Source organism: Alteromonas sp. ABH4_456 (assembly GCF_056160645.1).
Map to the genome: position 1 here is coordinate 12685 of NZ_JBSWXO010000010.1, position 20466 is coordinate 33150.

The 20466-nt window shown below is 48.1% G+C and carries 18 protein-coding genes and 4 tRNA genes; 7 read left to right on the forward strand and 15 right to left on the reverse strand.

Annotated elements, in window-relative coordinates; genetic code table 11:
- The first annotated feature begins 52 nt into the window (after window positions 1–52).
- From olsF to ACXAG2_RS15105, 3 genes are all read left to right on the forward strand, one after another.
- A complete protein-coding gene (gene olsF / locus ACXAG2_RS15095; RefSeq protein WP_474842546.1) occupies window positions 53–1771 on the forward strand; it encodes a bifunctional ornithine lipid synthase OlsF in 1719 nt (572 codons plus the stop codon).
- Window positions 1772–1976: 205 nt separating this feature from the next.
- Window positions 1977–2372, forward strand: coding sequence for a BlaI/MecI/CopY family transcriptional regulator (locus ACXAG2_RS15100; protein WP_303573072.1), 396 nt, complete (start codon window positions 1977–1979; stop codon window positions 2370–2372).
- A complete protein-coding gene (locus tag ACXAG2_RS15105; protein WP_474868265.1) occupies window positions 2365–3573 on the forward strand; it encodes a M56 family metallopeptidase in 1209 nt (402 codons plus the stop codon). Before ACXAG2_RS15100 ends, ACXAG2_RS15105 begins: the two co-directional genes overlap by 8 nt.
- Before the next feature lie 65 nt (window positions 3574–3638).
- On the opposite strand, the gene ACXAG2_RS15110 is transcribed toward ACXAG2_RS15105, so the two are convergent.
- From ACXAG2_RS15110 to ACXAG2_RS15125, 4 genes are all read right to left on the reverse strand, one after another.
- Window positions 3639–5159, reverse strand: coding sequence for a DHA2 family efflux MFS transporter permease subunit (locus tag ACXAG2_RS15110; RefSeq protein WP_474868267.1), 1521 nt, complete (start codon window positions 5157–5159; stop codon window positions 3639–3641).
- Window positions 5160–6212, reverse strand: coding sequence for an HlyD family secretion protein (locus ACXAG2_RS15115; protein ID WP_474868269.1), 1053 nt, complete (start codon window positions 6210–6212; stop codon window positions 5160–5162). It lies immediately after the preceding gene.
- Window positions 6213–6225: 13 nt separating this feature from the next.
- The gene (locus tag ACXAG2_RS15120; RefSeq protein WP_474868271.1) at window positions 6226–6699 is read right to left on the reverse strand and encodes a MarR family winged helix-turn-helix transcriptional regulator; all 474 of its coding nucleotides are present in this window, start codon (window positions 6697–6699) and stop codon (window positions 6226–6228) included.
- A gap of 119 nt (window positions 6700–6818) precedes the next feature.
- Complete coding sequence (locus ACXAG2_RS15125) at window positions 6819–7133, reverse strand: hypothetical protein (RefSeq protein WP_474868274.1); 315 nt, start codon at window positions 7131–7133, stop codon at window positions 6819–6821.
- 219 nt (window positions 7134–7352) lie between these two features.
- Here ACXAG2_RS15125 and ACXAG2_RS15130 point away from each other — a divergent pair, with 219 nt between their 5' ends.
- Window positions 7353–7529 (forward strand): hypothetical protein, encoded by a 177-nt coding sequence (locus tag ACXAG2_RS15130; RefSeq protein WP_474868275.1) that lies wholly within the window; start codon window positions 7353–7355, stop codon window positions 7527–7529.
- Between the two features lie 74 nt (window positions 7530–7603).
- Here the strand turns inward: ACXAG2_RS15130 and ACXAG2_RS15135 are convergent, their stop codons facing one another.
- The 4 genes from ACXAG2_RS15135 to lon all read right to left on the reverse strand — a co-directional run bounded on the left by ACXAG2_RS15135 (window position 7604) and on the right by lon (window position 13739).
- Window positions 7604–8590: a glycosyltransferase family 4 protein gene (locus tag ACXAG2_RS15135; protein WP_474868276.1), complete on the reverse strand. Its 987-nt coding sequence runs from the start codon at window positions 8588–8590 to the stop codon at window positions 7604–7606.
- Between the two features lie 81 nt (window positions 8591–8671).
- On the reverse strand, window positions 8672–10564 hold the full coding sequence (gene ppiD / locus ACXAG2_RS15140; RefSeq protein WP_474868278.1) for a peptidylprolyl isomerase: 1893 nt from the start codon (window positions 10562–10564) through the stop codon (window positions 8672–8674).
- Between the two features lie 235 nt (window positions 10565–10799).
- Window positions 10800–11072, reverse strand: a complete 273-nt coding sequence (gene hupB / locus ACXAG2_RS15145) for a nucleoid-associated protein HU-beta (RefSeq protein WP_119501982.1) — start codon at window positions 11070–11072, stop codon at window positions 10800–10802.
- 312 nt (window positions 11073–11384) lie between these two features.
- A complete protein-coding gene (gene lon / locus ACXAG2_RS15150) occupies window positions 11385–13739 on the reverse strand; it encodes an endopeptidase La (protein ID WP_474868280.1) in 2355 nt (784 codons plus the stop codon).
- Window positions 13740–14041: 302 nt separating this feature from the next.
- Between lon and ACXAG2_RS15155 the strand changes: the two genes are divergently transcribed.
- The gene (locus ACXAG2_RS15155; RefSeq protein WP_474868282.1) at window positions 14042–14557 is read left to right on the forward strand and encodes a prepilin-type N-terminal cleavage/methylation domain-containing protein; all 516 of its coding nucleotides are present in this window, start codon (window positions 14042–14044) and stop codon (window positions 14555–14557) included.
- 106 nt (window positions 14558–14663) lie between these two features.
- On the opposite strand, the gene clpX is transcribed toward ACXAG2_RS15155, so the two are convergent.
- The 7 genes from clpX to ACXAG2_RS15190 all read right to left on the reverse strand — a co-directional run bounded on the left by clpX (window position 14664) and on the right by ACXAG2_RS15190 (window position 18819).
- Window positions 14664–15938 (reverse strand): ATP-dependent protease ATP-binding subunit ClpX, encoded by a 1275-nt coding sequence (gene clpX, locus ACXAG2_RS15160; protein ID WP_303573064.1) that lies wholly within the window; start codon window positions 15936–15938, stop codon window positions 14664–14666.
- Window positions 15939–16012: 74 nt separating this feature from the next.
- Window positions 16013–16639: an ATP-dependent Clp endopeptidase proteolytic subunit ClpP gene (gene clpP, locus ACXAG2_RS15165; RefSeq protein WP_119501986.1), complete on the reverse strand. Its 627-nt coding sequence runs from the start codon at window positions 16637–16639 to the stop codon at window positions 16013–16015.
- A 98-nt stretch (window positions 16640–16737) separates the two neighbouring features.
- Window positions 16738–18042: a trigger factor gene (tig, locus tag ACXAG2_RS15170; RefSeq protein WP_119501987.1), complete on the reverse strand. Its 1305-nt coding sequence runs from the start codon at window positions 18040–18042 to the stop codon at window positions 16738–16740.
- Between the two features lie 276 nt (window positions 18043–18318).
- Window positions 18319–18395 (reverse strand) — tRNA-Pro (locus ACXAG2_RS15175).
- 92 nt (window positions 18396–18487) lie between these two features.
- Window positions 18488–18563 (reverse strand) — tRNA-His (locus ACXAG2_RS15180).
- Between the two features lie 78 nt (window positions 18564–18641).
- Window positions 18642–18718 (reverse strand) — tRNA-Arg (locus tag ACXAG2_RS15185).
- A 24-nt stretch (window positions 18719–18742) separates the two neighbouring features.
- Window positions 18743–18819, reverse strand: a tRNA-Pro gene (locus tag ACXAG2_RS15190).
- Window positions 18820–19051: 232 nt separating this feature from the next.
- Between ACXAG2_RS15190 and folD the strand changes: the two genes are divergently transcribed.
- On the forward strand, window positions 19052–19906 hold the full coding sequence (gene folD, locus ACXAG2_RS15195; RefSeq protein WP_119501988.1) for a bifunctional methylenetetrahydrofolate dehydrogenase/methenyltetrahydrofolate cyclohydrolase FolD: 855 nt from the start codon (window positions 19052–19054) through the stop codon (window positions 19904–19906).
- The gene (locus ACXAG2_RS15200; RefSeq protein WP_474868285.1) at window positions 19903–20457 is read left to right on the forward strand and encodes a DUF1415 domain-containing protein; all 555 of its coding nucleotides are present in this window, start codon (window positions 19903–19905) and stop codon (window positions 20455–20457) included. Before folD ends, ACXAG2_RS15200 begins: the two co-directional genes overlap by 4 nt.
- Window positions 20458–20466 lie beyond the last annotated feature (9 nt).

A 20466-nucleotide genomic window follows, 5' to 3' on the forward strand; every position in this document is an offset into this window, starting at 1 on the left:
AAAAAGCGTCACACTCAGTTGATATCGTTCGCTCAAAACAATGGGATAAAATATGTTTACTGTTGATGATGTACTGACCCGGCATTATCCGCAGGTTGCGGATAAACCCTGGCTATTTAAATCGCTGTCTTTTGTACTTCGCCACCTGCTGCATGAGCGGGAAATGACCGAGTTCAGTGAAACCTATCCTCACTACGTGGATATAGACTTCGTTGAACAGGTGCTCGAGTACTTTAATATAAGCTACTCTACCCGCGATGTGGAAAAAGAGCGTATCCCCACCGAAGGCAAAGTTGTCATTATTGCCAACCACCCGATTGGTACCCTCGACGGTCTTGCATTAATTAAACTGGTCAGTGAAGTACGCCACGACTTAAAAGTAGTCGCCAATCAGATGCTGATGGCCGTTGAACCTTTGCACAACATGCTGCTGCCGGTTAATAACATGCAGGGCGGCACACCTAAACAGCACCTTGAAGCCATACATAAGCATTTACACGGTGACGGGGCTGTACTGATTTTTCCGGCCGGAGAGGTTTCCAGGCTTCGTCCGCAAGGGGTACGTGATACCCGCTGGCATACAGGTTTCCTTCGTATCGCCAGACAAACCAAATCACCAGTGCTGCCGGTTTACATTGACGCTAAAAACTCGCCGTTGTTTTACGGCGTGTCTATGATTTACAAACCTCTGGCAACTGTGCTGCTGGTCAAAGAGATGTTTAAGCAGCGCAAAAAGCACTTACCCATGCGCATTGGCGAGGTAGTTCCTTACGAAGCATACAGCCAGCTCACCCTGCCTCTGAAAGAGCAGGTTAAGCTGTTTAAACGTCATTTATACCGCATCGGTGGTAACCGCAAGGGCGTACTGCCCACTCAGGCTCCCATCGCCACGCCGGAAGACCGCAAAGAACTGACCCGTGCCATTAAACAATGTGAGCACCTGGGTCATACTGCAGACGGCAAACATATTTACCTGTATCAGCATCAGGGCTATTCGCCCATTATGCGGGAAATTGGCCGGCTGAGAGAAATCGCTTTTCGCGCGGTGGGCGAAGGTACTAACCGCCGCCGTGATATTGACCAGTATGACTCCCACTACTACCACCTTGTCCTGTGGGATGAAAACGATCTTGAGATTGCCGGCGCCTACCGCTTCGGCGACGCATCCGTATTGACCGAAGAAGGCCATCCCACCGGCCTGTATTCAGCTACCCTGTTCAATTATGGCAATGACAACGACGCTCTGTTCAAAGAAGGTCTGGAGCTGGGCCGGAGTTTTGTGCAGCCTCAGTACTGGGGTAAACGAAGTCTGGATTATTTATGGATTGGTATTGGTGCATTTCTGAGCCGTTATCCGAAATACCGGTATCTGTTCGGAGCAGTATCAATAAGCAACGCTTATCCGCAACCTGCCAAAGATTTGCTGGTGCAGTTTTACCGTACCCACTTTCCGGCAAAATTCGGCAGTGCTTCATCACGGCTACCCTATCAGGTATCACCGGAAGTGCAGGACATCTTCCCGGGTGAAGACTACAAAGCCGAATTTACCCAACTGAAACACTTGCTGGCGAATATGGGTGTCAATGTACCAACGCTGTATAAGCAATATTCTGAGATCACTAAAGCCGGCGGCGTTGCGTTTCTTGATTTCAACGTGGACCCGGACTTTAACGACTGTATAGACGGGCTTGTCGTCGTCGATACTGACAGCCTCACTGACAAAAAGCGTAAGCGCTATCTTGAGGATGCTTCACTGGCGAAATCAGCCTGACAAGTTACTACAATAAAACCATGCCCTGCCTGTAAAAGCCCTGTTCATCAGGGCTTTTCATTATCCACTACCCTTTCTGCATTGATGCATGTCACTGGTGTTTTTCCGTTTAATTAAGCGCTGATTGAAAAATAAACTTGCACACATTGATTACATGTGTAATCTTAAATTAAGACTACAAGCGTAATCCATAAGAGACATAACAATGTCAGAAGATAAAAACCAGAAGCCCGATATTTCAAACGCTGAATTTGACGTGCTGGATGCATTATGGGATGGCTACCCGGCGACATCAGCAGACATTATTGCGCGTTTAAATTCCCGCAAAGCATGGCATGAGAAAACCATCAAAACCTTGCTTAGCCGGCTGGTGAAAAAGCAGGTTATCAGCTTTGAGAAATTGCAGCGGCAATATTTGTACACTCCGCTCATCGCCCGTGAAGATTACACCAAAAAAGAAACGGCCAATTTTGTCAGCCGGATGTTCAAAGGCAAGATTGCGCCTATGGTTGCCGGCTTTGCCAACCAGAACAGTCTTTCCAGACAGGATGTGGATGAACTGAAAGCACTGATTGAAAAGTGGGAGAAGAACAATGACTGACTGGTTGCTGCAACAGCAGGTTGTACTGTCTGTTGCGCTTATTTTTCTGATGTTAACCGTGCGCTTTCTTATTCCTGCTTTAGGCGCCGGCCAGGCGTATCAGCTCTGGCTGCTGGTACCCGTGGTGCTCATTGCCCATAACCTGCCTGCTTCAGCAGTGAGCTTACCGGCTGGTCCGGTAAGCCGCTATGTAACCGGAACCGGCTCTTTAATCGCCAGCCCTGCTGGCAACACCTTTCTGTTCATATGGGCTGCCGGCGCATTCCTGATTGCTGCCAGTGTTGTTTTTCGCTACGTGGCTCTGGCCAGGCACATCGCAAACAAACACTGTACAGCAAGTCTGCATTCAAGACACTACCTGGTCAGTCCCGCCGTTTCAACGCCACTGCTGTTCGGGATACTCCGTCCGCAGATGATCATGCCTGCGTTTTTCCACAGCGCGTTCACGGAAAGACAGCAATCAATGATCATCGAGCACGAACAAACCCATCTGCGCCGGGGCGACCACCTGTGGAATGCTTTAGCGCTGATATTACTGAGCCTGTTCTGGTTCAACCCTCTGATCTGGGCAGCGCTGTCAGCTTTCCGCACCTGCCAGGAAGTTTCATGCGACGCAGCAGTGCTGAGACACAAATCTCAGGCAGACAAAATTCATTATGCAAAAGCACTTGTGCAGTGTGCTGAGCATACTACCGGCAATAACACCTTGTACCCCGCTTACGGAGAAAAGAAAACCATGCTTACACGCCTTACACAGATGCAAAAAACCACCACGGGCAATAAAACAATTACTCTGGCCACCTGCCTTGCTATCAGTATTTTTACAGCAAACACTGCGCTGGCAAAGCTCGCCGGTACGCCGGTGAAAGCAGAACAGGTTAATCTTGCGCAGCCCGTTATGCGAATTGACCCTGTCTACCCGGCTGAAGCCGCCGCAAACAATCAGGAAGGCTCGGTAATATTGAAGTTTGATATTTCTGCCACCGGCACTACAGAGAATATTGAAATTGTGGATGCCTTTCCTGATGGCGTTTTTGACGAGAGTGCCAGAGCTGCCCTGTCTCAGTGGGAATATAAGCCACGGGTTCAGGGCGGTAAAGCCATGCGCCAGACAGGTATACTGGTTCAACTGGATTTCCGTCTTGATAACACCCGTGCATCAAACGCAGATGAAATGGAGAAAATCAGCGTAACGCGGTAACGTTTTATGAATGGAATGCTCAAAGCCGGGGCAAACCGTTGCCCCGGCTTTGTTATATTAACTGGTTATGCTGCTTTGGCCGGCGCAGTTGCAGGACGCATAAGCAACAAAAGCGGAACCGATGCCAGAGTGATCCACATCATCAGGCGAAAATCCTGCAGGTATGCCAGCGTGGTTGCCTGAGTAGTGACCAGTGTATTGAGGCTGCTCAACCCTGTACCCGACGTCGCATAAATTCCGTGAGCCACACTTTCCTTAAAGCCGGCATTATCCAGCGACATAAATTCTGCAAATACTGCATGATTCCGCTGTGCAGACTGAGCCAGATAGGTCATCACCACAGAGATGCCGATGCTGCTGCCAATGTTGCGTAACAAACTGAACAATGCTGTACCTTCATTACGGTACGAGGCCGCCAGTGTGGCGAAACTGGCGGTTGAGAGGGGCACAAAAACAAATCCCAGGCCCAGCCCCTGAATAACACCGGTACGGATAATTTCATGGGCACTGACATCCGCAGTAAACAGGGTCATCGCCCACAATGAGTAACTCATCAGCATGAGTCCGGTAAATATCATCAGCCGCACATCGACTTTACCTGAAAGGCGCCCCACCAGAATCATTGAAATCATGGTGCCTATTCCTCTCGGAGCAAGCAGGTAGCCTACGTCCACCACCGGATAGCCCATGAGGTTTTGCATAAACGGTGGCAACAGCGCCATGGTGGCCAGCAAAATAATACCGACGATAAAGATAAACAGCAGCCCCACCGAGAAATTTCTGTCGCGGAACATGGCCGGTTCGATAAAAGGTTTACGGTGAGTGAATATATGCACAATAAAGAGATACATACCCAGCGCTGCCAGTGCCGCTTCGATAACGATTTCTCTGCTGGCAAACCAGTCCTGAGACTCTCCTCTGTCCAGCATCATTTGTAACGCGCCAATGGCCAGCGCCAGCATGGCAAAACCTGTGAGATCAAAACGTCTGTCAGGATCCAGCTCAGTTTCCGGGACAAATCGCATAAGGCCAAACCAGGCGAGGATACCGAATGGCAGGTTAATGTAAAACACCCAGCGCCAGTCATAATATTCTGTCAGTAGTCCGCCAAGGGTAGGCCCGAGAATAGGGCCGAGCATAACGCCCACGCCCCACATGGCCATCGCCTGTCCATGTTTTTCTTTCGGCCAGGTATCCAGCAGTACAGATTGGGATAACGGCACCAGGCTGGCGCCGAATATCCCCTGCAGCAACCGGAAGATCACTATCTGATTTAAGTTCTGCGCTGCGCCGCAAAGCATGGATGCCACAGTGAATCCGACTACTGACCACATGAACAAGCGGCGGCGGCCAAATCTGGCACTAAGCAATCCGGTAAGCGGTATGAAAATCGCTGCGGCAACAATGTAGCTGGTCAGCACCCAGCTTATCTGATCCTGCGTGGCACTCATACTTCCCTGCATATGGGGCAAGGCCACATTAGCGATAGTTGTATCCAGCGCCTGCATGATAGTCGCCAGCATCACCGATAAGGTGATCATGACGCGGTTAGCAGATGATGATGACGTATCCGGCTGTGCAGACATCTACAGTGTCAGCCCTAATACTGAACGCTGATGCTGCGTGTCAATTTCCGTAATCACACTGAGCCCTGCTCTTAATAACGGCAAATCAGGCTCATCATCAAGCCGGATGCGCACAGGCAAACGCTGGGCGATCTTCACCCAGTTCCCGGTCCCGTTTTGTGCTGGCAGCACTGAAAATTCCGCGCTGGTTGCCGGACTCAAACTCTCTACGACTCCGTGCCACTGATGATCCGGATAAGTATCGACGTTGATGGTCACTTGCTGACCGGGCTTGACCCAGGTCAGATCGGTTTCAGTATAATTTGCCTCAATCCACATTTGCCGGTTCATGACCATCGACAAGGCCTGACTGCCGGCAGCAAAATACTGCCCGGTTTTAGGCGGTATACGCACTACCCCGTCCTGCGGTGCCAGTATCTGTGTATGTTTGTAATCAAGCAGTGCTTCCGCCAGCGTCGCTTTTGCTGCCAGATAATCAGGGTGCTGCTCTACCGGCAGTGTATCGCTGCCTCCGAGAGACTCTGCGATTTGTTTAAGATCATCTTTTACCGCCAGTACGTTAAGTCTGGCAATGGCCACATTTTGATGGGCTGCGTCAAAATCTGCATCCGACACATAGCGCTTTTTCAACAGGTTATCCTGACGAACTTCCTCTTTTTGCGCATAGGCCAGCTTACTTTCTGCCAGTTTCAGTTCCGTTTGCTTCTCAACGTAAGAGGCTTTCAGGGCAGACAGTTCTGTTCTGACTTGTGCCATATTCGCAACAGCCTTCTCCATGGCTACCTGATAGGGTTCAGCGTCAATTTCAAAAAGAATATCGCCTTTTTTGACTTGCTGATTTTCACGCACATTGACGTGAATAATATTACCGCTGACCTGAGGACTGATTTGGATTAGATCGGCTTTAACATAAGCATTATCCGTTTCAACCAGTCGCCCGCCATGTAACCATGCCGCACCACCGGCAAGACATGCCAGTACCGGGACAACGACCATAAATAAAAATCTTTTGCTGCGTGAAGACGGCGCAGCTTTTGTGGATTCTTCTGACATTTAATTCTCCGTATCAGAAAGACATTGATATAAGACGTTCACGAATGAGCGTCAGCACATCGACAAACTGTGCCCGTTGTTGCTCACTGAGGTCCTGCAGCATTTCCTCGCGCAATGCTTCAATTGTCACTTTGATGGTTTTTAAGACGGGTTCTGCATCTGCGGTCAGGTTAATCAGGTGAGCACGGCGGTCTGCAGGGTCCTTATCCCGGCGAACCAGCCCCCGTAACTCGAGATTGTCCAGCAGCTTTGCAATAGTCATTGGCTGGATTTCAAGCATCTGCGCAAGCGCTTTTTGCTGTACACCGGGATTCATGGCTATCAGTTTCAGTGCTCTCGCCTGTGAAAGGGTGAGATCACTGCCATCTAACCTGTCCTGAAAAGCGCCACGCATGCGCCTTGTGATATCAGCCAGTAAAAAACCTTCTACCGGGCCATGCCGGGTATCGTAGTAACAGGGGGTTTTACTGGATGTGGAATTTTCCATACCAACCTCAATTAGTAAGCAATACTTATTATATGCTTCAATTACTAATCATCAACAGCCGGACACGGAGTTACGGACGAATAACGGGAAAAGCAGGATGGATATCAGGGGAGGTAAAATTAACCGGCTATATCAACAATTTCTCTGGTATCCGGGCGAATACGAACGGTTTGACCGGCAATGGCGATTGATACGGTACCGGTCAGCGGATCTCTGCCGACAACTTTACCTGTCCGGTATACGTCATAACCGAGGATCATGCCGGGTTGCAAAATCTCATCAGCAGCCGGTTCAGCCGGTGTCAGCGCTGACACTTCAGTAACGGGAAAACTGTAATCATCCAGTGTGATATTTTGTGCTCTGTCAGCGGCCAGTACAGGACCTGCAGTCAAGGTAACGACGACTCCCGCACACAACGCTTTAAAACTGAACATTAACTGCCTCCATTGCAACTTATTTTCTGTCTGATTACCGGGTCAGACGTTAAGCCGGTTACTGAACTTGTACTTCTGCTTATAAGAGATGTAAGCAATTGGCAGGCCATTACACATTTGTTAATAAAATCAGTAGTTAATGTAGATATAAGAGTAATGACTGGAAAATAGTGACGTTTTTCCGCATCATAATTGCAACACACAAGGAAAAGATTACCCGTGATAAAGATAATTGTACTGCTCCCTCTTCTACTCAGCCTGCTCTGGTTTGCCTATCTGAAAGCTAATAAATGGACACTCGCTCAGGGTAAACAGGGATTTATTTATATTCTGGTGCTGTCTGCGGTCATCGCGGCGTTTTATACCCTGATGATGTTTTTAACACACAGGGTCTGATAAGGATGTAGCTGTCCGGAAAAACGGGAATAAGCGGAACTTTAAAATTCTGTTCCGCAGGCTGGCAGAGGAGGTTAATCCGTCATTGGGAGAATTTCTGATACATTCCCCGTGGCGTGAGGTTGTGCATCATTCAGCACGTGACCGTTAATCACCTCTTCGTAAAGCTTGTAATAACGCTGTTCCATCACTTCAGCATTAAACACATCACGTGCATATTCGTGGCAGGCCTGCCGGGAAAAACTGTCTGCCTGAGCAACAGCCTGCTCAAGCTCTTTGTAGCTTGACGACAAAAAACCTACATCAGCATTGTTGATAAGTTCAGGCAATGAGCCGTAGGGTGTAGAAAATACCGGTGTTCCCAGGAACAAACTTTCTGTGATCGCCAGCCCGAAAGGCTCATGCCAGCGTACGGGAAAAATAAGTCCTTTTGAGCGCCGGATTAACCTGTGCTTTTCCTCTCCGCCCACCATACCCTTGAAACGGGTGTGAAGGTGAAAATCGAAATACGGATTTCTGCCGAAGTTAAACCGGTTTCCCCCCAGCACAGCCAGCTTCTCATTGACGTTGCCGGCAATGCGGACAGCACCGTCCAGGTTTTTCAGTGCAGAGCGGGCCTTGCCGAGAAAATGAAAATAATTATCCGGCTTATCGGTATGAGGCTCACCATAATCCCGCCAGTCCAGTCCGTTATAAACGTAACAGCTGGCATGGTGATTAGACGCATGTTTCTCCGAAAGGAAAACCGTATTCTGCGGATAAGTTCTGGCTTCCCCTGCATTACCATGCTCGGTGCACAGGAACGGTTTATCCAGCTCACCTTCGTAAGGCCAGTGAAAATGCACCACATCAGGCCAGTCTGTGATTTGCTCACTGACCGGCTTATCACGGTCAAATTTCAATGTCTGTGAGGCCAGTTCACCGGCATTGCGGGCCAGGAATTTGACTTCATGACCTTGCCTCATCTGAGCCTGAGCCAGTGACCAGATAACCCTTTCCGTGCCACCGTACTTTTTAGCCGGTAACGGAAGTCGCGTTGCATAGGCGTGAAGAATACGCATTAAAAGTCCTTATATACCGGTTCTGCCGGTGGCAAAAAAAAGGTGCGCAATGCGCACCTTCTGTGATTCAGCAAATGTCGTTTAACGGGCCGTACCAAGGGTAACATCAGCCTCATCACGCAGCGCTTTAACAAAAGCTGCATAGGTAGACTGGCTGTTCGCCTGTGCAAGACGCTCACGTATTGCAGAAATAGTTGCGTCATTAGCAGCTTCCGGGGCGTGTACTGCCGTCAACTCAATTAGCGCCACATCTCCGCTGCCTAATAAAGTGACACGACGGGATTTACCTTCAACAGGCGCCAAAGTAAACAGAACGTCAAGCAGGTTACGTGGTAATTGCTGATCACCACGATTCACGTTCTCTGCGGTTTCCCAGTCCAGCGAGCGGACTGACAGAGAGTCAGTTATATCGTTGCCACTTTCAAGTTGAGCCAGTTGTGATTCCGCCCATTCCCTTGCTGCTTGCTGCGCTTTTTCATTGCGCAGAGACGCTGTAACAGACTCTTTCACTTCTTCCAGCGACTTGGTACGTTGTGCTTCGTGTTCGTTAACACGCACTACCATTACCGTGCTGGCATCCAGTTCGATGAGATCGCTGTTCACCTGCTCTTCGATTAATTCAGGAGAGAATACGTCATTAACCACCTGAGGATTATCGATTTCTGCAGGTACATTGTTACGGGTAAAAAGCTCGGTAGTTTCAATAGATGTATCAGCAATCGCCGCAACTTCATCCAGAGTGTCCGGTACTTCAAAAGCTACTTCTGCCATACGGGACTGAAGTTCATAGAAACGATCAGTGGCTTTTTCAGTGATGAGGTTTTCACGGATTTCACCGGCAACATCACTGAAAGGCTTAATGGTTTCAGGCTTCAGATCGGTCAGTTTGATGATATGGAAGCCAAACTCTGTTTTCACGACATCTGTCACATCACCCACATTCTTAAGTGAGAATACTGCTGAGTCGAAAGCGTCGTCCATCATGCCCGGCGTGATATAATCAAGGTCACCGCCATTTTCAGCAGAGAAACTATCATCAGAATTTTCTTCTGCGAGAGTTGCAAAGTCGGCACCACCTTTGATTTCTGCCAGCAATGCTTCTGCTTTCTCTTTTGCTGCCGCTTCATCATCACCGGTTTCAATTAAAATATGAGAGACACGACGTTGTTCTTCATCACGATACTGGTCTTTATTTTCTTCGTACCATGCAGACACATCGTCTTCAGAAACAGTCACGTCGCCTTTTAAGTCATCTACTGACAGTTTGACATAGGCCACGCTGACTTTTTCTTCAGTATCAAACGCTGTAATGTTGGCGTCATAATAACCCTGAATATCTTCATCTGAAATTTCTACTTCGTCAGCAAAAGGTGCCGCATCAACAATGACATATCGGGCATCACGGGTTTGAGCCTGTAAGTCATATACCCGGCGGGCTTCGCCCGGCAATGCAAAATCAGACACGCCAAGAGCACGTGTCAACTGTTCACGGGTTAATTGAGTGCGCAGGAAATCGCGGAAATCTGACGGCTGGTAGCCATTTTGACGTAATAAGGCCAGATAGCGGTCATTGCTAAACTGTCCACCGAGCTGAAACTCGGGTAATTTTCGAATAGTGTCACGGATTTGATCGTCACCCACACGCAATCCTAATTCGCGTGCTTTTTGCTCAACCAACTTTTCGTCGATCAAACTATCCAGCACACCACGACGGAATTGCTGCATGTAACCTTCATCAGCAAACAGCGCTGATACGCTCTCACCGTATTGTGATTCCATACGGCTGCGCTGTGACTGATAAGCACGCTCCAGCTCATTCAGACCAATTTCTTCGCCATTTACAGTGGCGGCGACAGTTTCACCGGAACTGTTCAGGTAACTCCCTACACCGGCAAAAACAAAGCTCAGCACGACCAGACCAATGATAATCATTGCCCACGGGCCTTGCGAGCCTTCTCGGATTCTCTCTAACATGACTTACTTTCAACTCCGTTGCTTACTGCTTCGCTCCGGCTTTGTTCAACACTCACCGGAAAAATATGGCAGATTATATCGATTCCCCGTGCCAAAGGCGATAATCCCGTCAGTCAATTTGCAGGAAATCCGTTGAATTCCAATAGATAGAGTTGGGTGACAGCGGAAAATGCGGGCAGGAGAAATAAAAAAGGCGATGGTACTGACCATCGCCTTTTATCGAATCTTTTTCTGCTTAGTTACAAGCGTCTTTCAGAGCTTTACCAGCTTTGAAAGAAGGAACTTTAGCAGCTGCGATTTGAATAGTCTCACCAGTTTGTGGGTTACGGCCACTACGCGCTGAGCGTTCGCGAACCGCAAACGTACCGAAACCTACCAGTGCAACCTGATCACCTTCTTTAAGCGCTGCGGTAACTGCATCAGTGAATGCATCCAATGCACGGCCTGCAGCAGCTTTAGAGATATCTGCACCAGCAGCGATTTGGTCGATGAGTTGAGACTTGTTCACAATTATGATCCCCTTCGATTGTTATTATACTCTTGTCCGAAAACAGTGATGTCTTCAGAACGTTATAACAAGCTTGATTTCGACAATCAAGCTAAGTGTTACAATTAATTAACGTTTAATGAATCGCTGCAATCCCTTTAGAGACAAGGCTTCAAGCGAGTACGTAGTAAAGGTAACACAACTTCTGACAGTTGAAAGCCCTAAATTTAAAAAAAAAGGTTAATTTGGGGCTGTAATGGGTGTTTTTTGAGCAAACAGTTCAAAAAAAGGCTACATCCCGCGAATTTACTGGTATGCAGCCAATTTCTACCGTTACTTATTAGCGACAACTTTAAAAGACTCAACAGGCTCCTGCAGAGCAATATCGAGTACTTCATCAATCCATTTAACCGGATGGATAGACAAGTCCGCTTTCACGTTTTCAGGAATTTCTTCCAAATCACGTTCATTCTCGTGTGGAATGACGACAGTTTTAATACCGCCACGGTGTGCAGCCAGCAGCTTCTCTTTTAATCCGCCGATTGCCAGCACTTCTCCGCGAAGGGTAATTTCACCGGTCATGGCAACATCACATTTCACCGGATTACCTGTGAGCGTGGATACCAGTGCGGTGCACATTGCAATACCGGCGCTCGGACCATCTTTTGGCGTGGCACCTTCGGGCACGTGCACGTGAATATCACGCTTTTCATAGAAGTCTTCGTTGATGCGTAGTTTTTCAGCACGGCTTCTTACTACAGTCATCGCCGCCTGAATGGACTCCTGCATCACGTCACCCAGAGAACCGGTGGAGGTCATCTTGCCTTTACCGGGTACCGCAGTGGTTTCGATAGTCAGCAAGTCTCCGCCTACCTGAGTCCATGCAAGGCCGGTCACCTGCCCTATCTGGTTTTCTTTATCCGCTTTACCATAATCAAAACGCTGCACGCCCAGATAGTCTTTCAGGTTATCCTGCGTCACAACGACTTTGTCTTTACTCTTACTCAGCAGAATATCTTTTACTGCTTTACGGCAAACTTTAGAAATTTCTCTTTCCAGGCTTCGTACACCCGCTTCGCGGGTATAGTAGCGAATCATACCGATGATGGCGGACTCTGTGATATCCAGCTCTTTGGCTTTAAGGCCGTTACGTTCCGTCTGTTTGGAAATAAGATGACGTGTTGCAATATTCAGCTTCTCATCTTCGGTGTAGCCCGACAGACGAATCACTTCCATCCGGTCGAGCAATGGCCCGGGAATATTCATGCTGTTTGAGGTCGCTACGAACATCACATCGGACAGGTCGTAGTCGACTTCAAGGTAATGGTCGCTGAAGCTGCTGTTTTGTTCAGGGTCTAATACCTCGAGCAGCGCCGATGACGGGTCACCACGCATATCAGAAGACATTTTGTCGATTTCATCAAGCAGGAAGAGCGGGTTCTTCACCCCTACTTTGGCCATTTTCTGAATCAGTTTGCCCGGTAATGAACCGATGTAAGTACGACGGTGACCACGAATTTCTGCTTCGTCACGTACTCCGCCTAATGCCATACGCACGTACTTACGCCCGGTGGCTTTGGCAATAGACTGACCCAACGAGGTTTTACCCACCCCCGGAGGACCGACTAAGCAAAGGATTGGACCTTTCAGCTTTTTAACCCGTTTCTGTACCGCCAGATATTCAACAATGCGCTCTTTTACTTTCTCCAGACCATAGTGATCTGCATCCAGTACTTTCTCGGCCAGTGACAAATCTTTCTTCACTGCACTGCGCTTATGCCAGGGAACATTGGTCAGCCATTCAATATAACTGCGTACCACGGTGGCTTCTGCCGACATGGGAGACATCATTTTCAGTTTCTGCAACTCAGCCCGTGCCTTATCTTCGGCATCTTTAGGCATCTTCGCTTCTTCAATCTTTTTGCTCAGCGCCTCAAACTCGTCCGGTGCATCATCCAGTTCACCCAGTTCTTTCTGAATGGCTTTCATCTGTTCATTCAGATAATACTCGCGCTGGCTTTTTTCCATCTGCTTTTTCACGCGGGTACGAATTTTCTTTTCGACCTGCAGCAAATCAATTTCGCCTTCCATCAGCGCCATCAGGTACTCAAGACGCTCGTTCACGCCTTTCATTTCCAATACCTTCTGCTTCTCAGCCAATTTAAGCGGCATGTGAGCAGCCATGGTATCGGCGAGACGGGCAGCGTCATCAATGCCGTTAAGCGAGGTTAACACTTCCGGCGGGATCTTCTTATTCAGTTTTACGTATCCCTCGAACTGGGATACCGCAGAGCGGATAAGTACTTCCTGCTCATTGTCAGACAGTAGCTCATCTTCAACACGGCTTACTTGCGCCACGAAGAATGGCTCAGCCTGCTCGTACTGATGAATTTCACCACGAACATTACCTTCGACCAGCACTTTCACTGTGCCGTCAGGCAGTTTTAATAACTGTAAAATAGTGGCTAATGTGCCCACCTGAAAAATGTCATCAGATTCAGGCTCATCAACACTGGCGTCCTTCTGTGCAACTAAAAAGATTTGTTTATCATTTTCCATCGCTGCTTCAAGACAACGGATGGACTTTTCCCTGCCAACAAATAGCGGTATGACCATATGGGGATAAACGACTACGTCCCGTAAGGCAAGTACGGGGATCTCAATGCGATCTTCACGCTCAACTGTCATACGTGTTCTCTGTATTGTTCATAATGTGAATTGATATGGGGATGCACAGGCAAAGTTCAATCAATCCTGTGTTAAACCTTGTTACTTTTACCATTATCGATTTTTAATGATGGTGCAACCTTTTTGTGCCGGAGAGCAAAGCAAAGTCAAACGACTGTACAAATATACGACGAAGGCAGGTTACTGCTTATTACAAATGATAACTATTCCCAATAAAATAAACCTGTTATGCTCAAGAAACTGGAAAAAATACAGTTAAAATCTTATTCTTCAAAGATATCAAGATTGCAGTGAAACTTGTTATGACATCATCTCCATCAAATTCCGGATTCACGCTCATTGAGCTGGTTATTGTTATTGTTATTCTCGGCGTACTGGCAGTCACCGCAGCGCCCCGTTTCATCGATCTTCAGGATGACGCTCAGGCGGCCAGTGTTCAGGGTGTGGGAGCGGCCTTTGCTTCTGCTATTAATCTGGCCCGTTTAAAGTGGCGTGCCGGTGGTCACACGGGGCCGGTGGATAATCTGGATGTGTTCGGCAACGGACAAAACGTCATTGATTTTAATCAGTATGGCTGGCCTGCACAGAGCTATACGCCGTATGAAGCCAGCCCGGTAACGGACAACGCCTGGGATTGCACATCGTTATGGAATGCCTTGCTTGCCAGCGGCAGCCCCACGGTTGCAGAAGATACCTCGGCGGACTACCAGGCCACCTATGCAGACGGTACCTGCACCTTTATTTTGCAGGCACAACCGGCGCTTTCCGTCTATTACAGTTCACTGACCGGTGAAGTCACCATCGATGACACCTTGTAACAGCCCTGCCATTTCACGGTAATTGCGGCTAACCGGATGCCGGATGACCCGGTGACAGATAACAAAAAAGGTCCCGAAGGACCTTTTTCATTATCTTACATGACAATCACTCAGAGACCGCTTTCTTCTCTTCGTTCTTGTACATCAGAATAGGTTTAGATTCGCCTTTAATCACAGACTCGTCGATAACCACTTTGCATACGTTTTCCATTGAAGGTAAATCGTACATGGTATCGAGCAACACTGCTTCAACGATAGAACGCAGGCCACGGGCACCGGTTTTACGTTGCATCGCCTTTCTTGCGATGGCGTGCAATGCATCGTCACGGAATTCCAGTTCAGTTTCTTCCATGGCAAAGAGCGCACCGTACTGTTTGGTAATGGCGTTCTTAGGCTCACGAAGGATCTGGATCAGCGCTTCTTCGTTCAATTCTTCCAGGCTGGTCACTACCGGCAGACGACCAATGAACTCCGGAATCAATCCGTACTTCACTAAATCTTCCGGCTCTACCCGCTTGAACAGATCGCTGAGTTCCTGCTTGCTTTCTTTAGACTTCACCGACGCACCGAAACCGATTCCGGTATCTTTATTTGCACGCTGCTCAATCACTTTATCCAGACCGGCAAACGCACCACCACAGATAAACAAGATTTTAGACGTGTCTACCTGCAGGAACTCCTGCTGAGGATGCTTACGTCCACCCTGTGGCGGTACTGATGCAACCGTGCCTTCAATCAGTTTAAGCAGCGCCTGCTGAACACCTTCACCTGACACATCACGTGTAATAGAAGGATTATCAGACTTACGGGAAATCTTGTCGATTTCATCAATGTAGACAATACCGCGCTGGGCTTTTTCTACATCGTAATCGCACTTCTGCAACAGCTTCTGAATGATGTTTTCAACGTCCTCACCCACGTAACCGGCTTCGGTCAGGGTGGTGGCATCGGCCATGGTAAACGGCACATCCAGTAAACGGGCCAGGGTTTCAGCCAGTAACGTTTTACCGCTACCAGTAGGGCCAATCAGCAGGATATTACTCTTACCCAGCTCAACACCCTCGTGCACATCACCATTTCGCAGGCGCTTGTAGTGGTTATACACCGCTACCGACAGCACTTTCTTTGCGTGTTCCTGACCAATGACATAGTCATCAAGGTGTGCATGAATTTCTTGTGGTTTAGGAAGTGCATCCTGCTTTTGCTTTGGTGCAATTTCCTTAATCTCTTCACGAATAATGTCGTTGCATAATTCAACGCACTCATCGCAAATAAAAACGGACGGTCCCGCGATCAGCTTTCTGACTTCATGTTGGCTTTTGCCACAAAAGGAACAGTACAAAAGCTTATTATCACCGTCACCGTTCTGCTTGTCACTCATTACTCTTTGCCTCTGCCTTTCCTGAACAAACGAAAATCGTGCGGGTACACGAGTTCAGGATTACTATAACTATACTACTTAGTGGCGGCTGCGTCAGATCGATTTGTTAAAATCTGATCGATTAGGCCATAATCCCTGGCTTCTGCTGCACTCAGGAAGTTATCCCGGTCTGTATCCCTTGCAACTTTTTCGTAATCCTGGCCGGTATGTTCGGCCATCAGACGATTCATTTTCTCTTTAATAGAAAGAATTTCTTTCGCGTGAATTTCAAAATCCGACGCCTGTCCCTGGAATCCGCCCAGCGGCTGGTGAATCATTACCCGTGAGTTAGGTAAACAGAAACGTTTCCCTTTGGTACCGCCTGATAACAGGAAAGCGCCCATGCTGGCCGCCTGACCAATACAAACCGTGCTTACGTCAGGCTTAATGAAATTCATGGTGTCGTAAATTGCCATGCCTGCCGTCACAGAACCACCCGGAGAGTTGATATAAAGATAAATATCTTTTTCCGGATTTTCAGCTTCAAGGAAAAGCATTTGCGCGACGATGAGGTTCGCCATGTGGTCTTCAACCTGACCCACTAAGAAAATCACATTTTCTTTTAGCAGACGGGAATAAATGTCGTAGGAACGTTCACCTTTAGACGTCTGCTCGACGACCATAGGCACCAATGCATCTTGTGGTTCAAATGGGTTTATCATATCTACCTTGATTTCTTAGCGTTAAAAACAAAAATGCCCGGAAGGTTCCGAGCATTTAAGCAGTTGCTGACAGGTTAAGTCAATCAGAGGGTAATAAATTACGCCTGTTTGTTCATAACCTCGTCAAAAGCTTTGGTCACTTCCTGAGTTTTAGCATTTTCTAATACCCAGTCGATGGCCTGCTCTTCCAGTGCAACATTGCGCATCTGGTTCATCAGTTCTTCGTTAGCTTTATAATAGTCCACAACTTCCTGAGGATCTTCATAAGCTGACGCTGATGTTTCAATTAATTGCATTACTTTTTCGTCGTCTGCTTTCAGTTCGTTCTGCTTGATGATTTCACCCAGCAGTAAACCGATGCGTACGCGACGGATTGCATTGTCAGTGAACAGTTCTGCAGGCAGTTCTGGCATGTTCTGGCCACCAGCTTGCTGACTGAAACGTTGTTTTGCCTGTTCACGCAGTGCATTTACTTCCTGATCGATCAGTGCTTTTGGCACGTCGAATTCATTCTTTTCGATCAGCTTAGAAATAACATCTTCTTTTACGGTTGTTTTCAGCGTTTGAGTCAGTTCGCGTTCCATGTTTTTACGCACTTCCGCTTTCAGGGCGTCAACGCCGCCTTCTTCAACCCCGAACAGCTTAGCAAATTCGTCGTCAACGTCCGGCAATTGCTTACCTTCTACTTTCTTAACGGTAACGTCAAATACTGCAGCTTTACCTTTCAGGTTCTCTGCATGGTAGTCTTCAGGGAAAGTCACTTCTACAGTCACTTCCTCGTCTTTCTTAGCACCTACCAGCGGCTCTTCGAAGCCAGGGATCATGCGACCCTGGCCAAGCTCAAGGGTAAAGTCTTCTGCTTTACCGCCTTCAAATTCTTCGCCGTCAATTTTACCAACAAAATCGATAACTACACGGTCGTCTTTCTTCGCTTTACGCTTAACTTCTTTCCACGTAGCGTGTTGCTTTTGCAGCGTCTCCATCATGTTATCGAGGTCAGCGTCGGAAATTTCAACCACTGGCTTCTCAATTTCGATGTCTGCAACGCCCTGAACTTCAACTTCAGGATACACTTCAAATGCCGCAACGAACTCTAAATCCTGGCCATTTTCATCTTTAACCAGTTCAAAAGAAGGCATGCCGGCAGGGTTAATTTTTTCCTGAACGATTGCCTGATAGAAGTTTTGCTGCATTACGTCACCAGCAACTTCCTGACGCACAGCAGCGCCAAAACGTTTCTGGATTACGCTTACTGGTACTTTACCAGGACGGAAACCGTTGATGCGTTGCGTTTTTGATAATTGTTGAAGACGCGCTTTAACCGCAGAATCAACAGAATCTGCTGGAACGGTAATAGTAAGACGGCGTTCTAAACCCTGGGTCGTCTCGACTGAAACTTGCATTATGTTACCTCAACTGTGCGTCTTAAAGTGACGCTTTGTTTGAATCCCCTTCCCGTCCTTGCCATATATCGGCGCGTTACACCGGGTTTAGAGGGAGTGTTATTCAACAGTGTTAAACCATTGTTTAAACACATTGGTTAAAAAAAGACGCGGTAGTATACAAGCAGGTTTTTACAGAGTCGAGAGGGATTATCAACAAATAACAGGAAAAACCGGAGATAACGGAACATTTATCATCAGGTAATGACAATTAAGGATATTATCGGGAATAAATAATGGTCGGTGAGACAGGATTTGAACCTGCGACCCCTTGGACCCAAACCAAGTGCGCTACCAAACTGCGCCACTCACCGAACTGAGTATTTCGAAGACGTGAGAAATGCTTCAAAAGACACCGGCTTAACCGGCTAAAGATATGTTGCACTCACATTCCCTGAGGGGAAAGTGGGGTGGACGATGGGACTTGAACCCACGACAACCGGAATCACAATCCGGGGCTCTACCAACTGAGCTACGCCCACCACAGAGAGTGCAATTACAAGCTTCTTAAGTCTACCTGAATACTGACATCTTGTCAGTATTTCCTGCGAACTCACCGATGGCGCGTCCGGCAGGATTCGAACCTGCGACCCACGGCTTAGAAGGCCGTTGCTCTATCCAGCTGAGCTACGGACGCCCGACGAATCGAAGCTTGCAATAGTGGTCGGTGAGACAGGATTTGAACCTGCGACCCCTTGGACCCAAACCAAGTGCGCTACCAAACTGCGCCACTCACCGACTGTGTAAGGCAGTTAATGTTCCCTGCCGTTACGGGGTGCGAATACTATAGCCAACATCCCATCCCGTCAAACACTTTTTTCAATAAAAATTCTGACCGCTCAGATTACGCGCAATCGTCTGTTTTTTTGACCAATCCGCTGTTCTTTTAAGCGCATTTTCACTTTGGCAAGGTGTTGTAAGTTGTGAAACAATATAAGGGTTAACGTAATGAAATGAGAAGAACACATTCATGAGTGCCCACCTGATTGATGGCAAAGTCATTGCCAAACAAGTTCGCCAGGACGTAGCAAGCTACGTTGAATCTTTAAAAGAAGCCGGAAAGCGTTGCCCCGGTCTGGCCGTTGTACTGGTAGGCAGTGATGCTGCCTCACAAGTATATGTGTCTAATAAACGTAAAGCCTGTGAAGAAGTCGGGTTTGTTTCCCGTTCTTTTGATTTACCGGCAAGCACCAGTGAAGAAGAATTACTGGCTGTGGTAGATCAACTCAATCAGGATCCTGAAATCGACGGTATTCTTGTGCAATTGCCGCTACCTGCCGGTCTCAATGCTGAACGTGTACTGGAACGTATTGAGCCGCACAAAGATGTTGACGGCTTCCACCCTTACAATATTGGTCGCCTGGCGCAACGTATCCCTGCTCTGCGTCCTTGTACGCCTAAAGGTATTATGACCATGATTGCTGCCACAAAACGTCCTGTAAAAGGCCTGGACGCGGTTATTGTGGGTGCCAGTAATATCGTTGGTCGTCCTATGAGTCTGGAATTACTGCTTGCCGGCTGCACTGTGACAACCTGCCACAAGTTTACACAGGATTTAAAAGCCCACGTCAGCCGTGCAGACTTGCTGGTTGTAGCAGTGGGTAAACCCAACTTCATTCCCGGTGACTGGATTAAACCCGGTGCGATTGTGATTGATGTGGGTATCAACCGGGTGAATGACGGTTCTCTGGTTGGCGATGTTGATTTCGAAAACGCGAAGACCCGCGCGGGTTGGATCACGCCGGTACCGGGCGGCGTAGGCCCTATGACTGTTGCCAGCCTGATTGAAAACACGCTGGAAGCGTACGTTAAGTACCATTCATGACAGACAATCAGAGGGTGGCTGCCGCCACCCGCGACTGGGTAGAAAAAGTAGTGATAGGTTACAACTTCTGCCCTTTCGCCAAACCCGTTTTCACACCGGACCTGATCCGCTACGAAGTGGATGATTCCGGTAATCCTGCAGACATCCTTGAAACCGTTTATCAGGCTTGCCAGACGTTGCGTGAGTCACCGGAAATAGCTACGACACTGGTTATTTTCTATCGCTGTGGCAATGATTTCGACGATTATCTCGACATTCTCGGTATGGCGGAGCGCCTGCTGGACGCATCCGGTTTCAGCGGCGAGTTTCAGCTGGCCAGCTTTCATCCTGATTATCTTTTCGAAGGAGAAGACCCGGGTGATGCCAGCCATTACACGAACCGGAGTCCCTGGCCGGTGCTGCACATTATCCGTGAAAAGGATATTGAAGAGGCCATGAAGAACAAGGACGAATCATCCGCAATTTACGAGCGTAATATGCGTAAAGCGGCAAGCCTTGGCAGCCAGCATCTTGCACAGTTGCTGGCATCACTGCGTCAGGGTCAGGGCTGAAGCGTCCGG

Excerpts from the sequence above, each read along its gene's own strand:
- olsF (WP_474842546.1), top strand. The coding sequence starts at position 53 with ATGTTTACTGTTGATGATGTACTGACCCGGCATTATCCGCAGGTTGCG.
- ACXAG2_RS15100 (WP_303573072.1), top strand. The coding sequence starts at position 1,977 with ATGTCAGAAGATAAAAACCAGAAGCCCGATATTTCAAACGCTGAATTT.
- ACXAG2_RS15105 (WP_474868265.1), top strand. The coding sequence starts at position 2,365 with ATGACTGACTGGTTGCTGCAACAGCAGGTTGTACTGTCTGTTGCGCTT.
- ACXAG2_RS15110 (WP_474868267.1), bottom strand. The coding sequence starts at position 5,159 with ATGTCTGCACAGCCGGATACGTCATCATCATCTGCTAACCGCGTCATG.
- ACXAG2_RS15115 (WP_474868269.1), bottom strand. The coding sequence starts at position 6,212 with ATGTCAGAAGAATCCACAAAAGCTGCGCCGTCTTCACGCAGCAAAAGA.
- ACXAG2_RS15120 (WP_474868271.1), bottom strand. The coding sequence starts at position 6,699 with ATGGAAAATTCCACATCCAGTAAAACCCCCTGTTACTACGATACCCGG.
- ACXAG2_RS15125 (WP_474868274.1), bottom strand. The coding sequence starts at position 7,133 with ATGTTCAGTTTTAAAGCGTTGTGTGCGGGAGTCGTCGTTACCTTGACT.
- ACXAG2_RS15135 (WP_474868276.1), bottom strand. The coding sequence starts at position 8,590 with ATGCGTATTCTTCACGCCTATGCAACGCGACTTCCGTTACCGGCTAAA.
- ppiD (WP_474868278.1), bottom strand. The coding sequence starts at position 10,564 with ATGTTAGAGAGAATCCGAGAAGGCTCGCAAGGCCCGTGGGCAATGATT.
- lon (WP_474868280.1), bottom strand. The coding sequence starts at position 13,739 with ATGACAGTTGAGCGTGAAGATCGCATTGAGATCCCCGTACTTGCCTTA.
- ACXAG2_RS15155 (WP_474868282.1), top strand. The coding sequence starts at position 14,042 with ATGACATCATCTCCATCAAATTCCGGATTCACGCTCATTGAGCTGGTT.
- clpX (WP_303573064.1), bottom strand. The coding sequence starts at position 15,938 with ATGAGTGACAAGCAGAACGGTGACGGTGATAATAAGCTTTTGTACTGT.
- clpP (WP_119501986.1), bottom strand. The coding sequence starts at position 16,639 with ATGATAAACCCATTTGAACCACAAGATGCATTGGTGCCTATGGTCGTC.
- tig (WP_119501987.1), bottom strand. The coding sequence starts at position 18,042 with ATGCAAGTTTCAGTCGAGACGACCCAGGGTTTAGAACGCCGTCTTACT.
- folD (WP_119501988.1), top strand. The coding sequence starts at position 19,052 with ATGAGTGCCCACCTGATTGATGGCAAAGTCATTGCCAAACAAGTTCGC.
- ACXAG2_RS15200 (WP_474868285.1), top strand. The coding sequence starts at position 19,903 with ATGACAGACAATCAGAGGGTGGCTGCCGCCACCCGCGACTGGGTAGAA.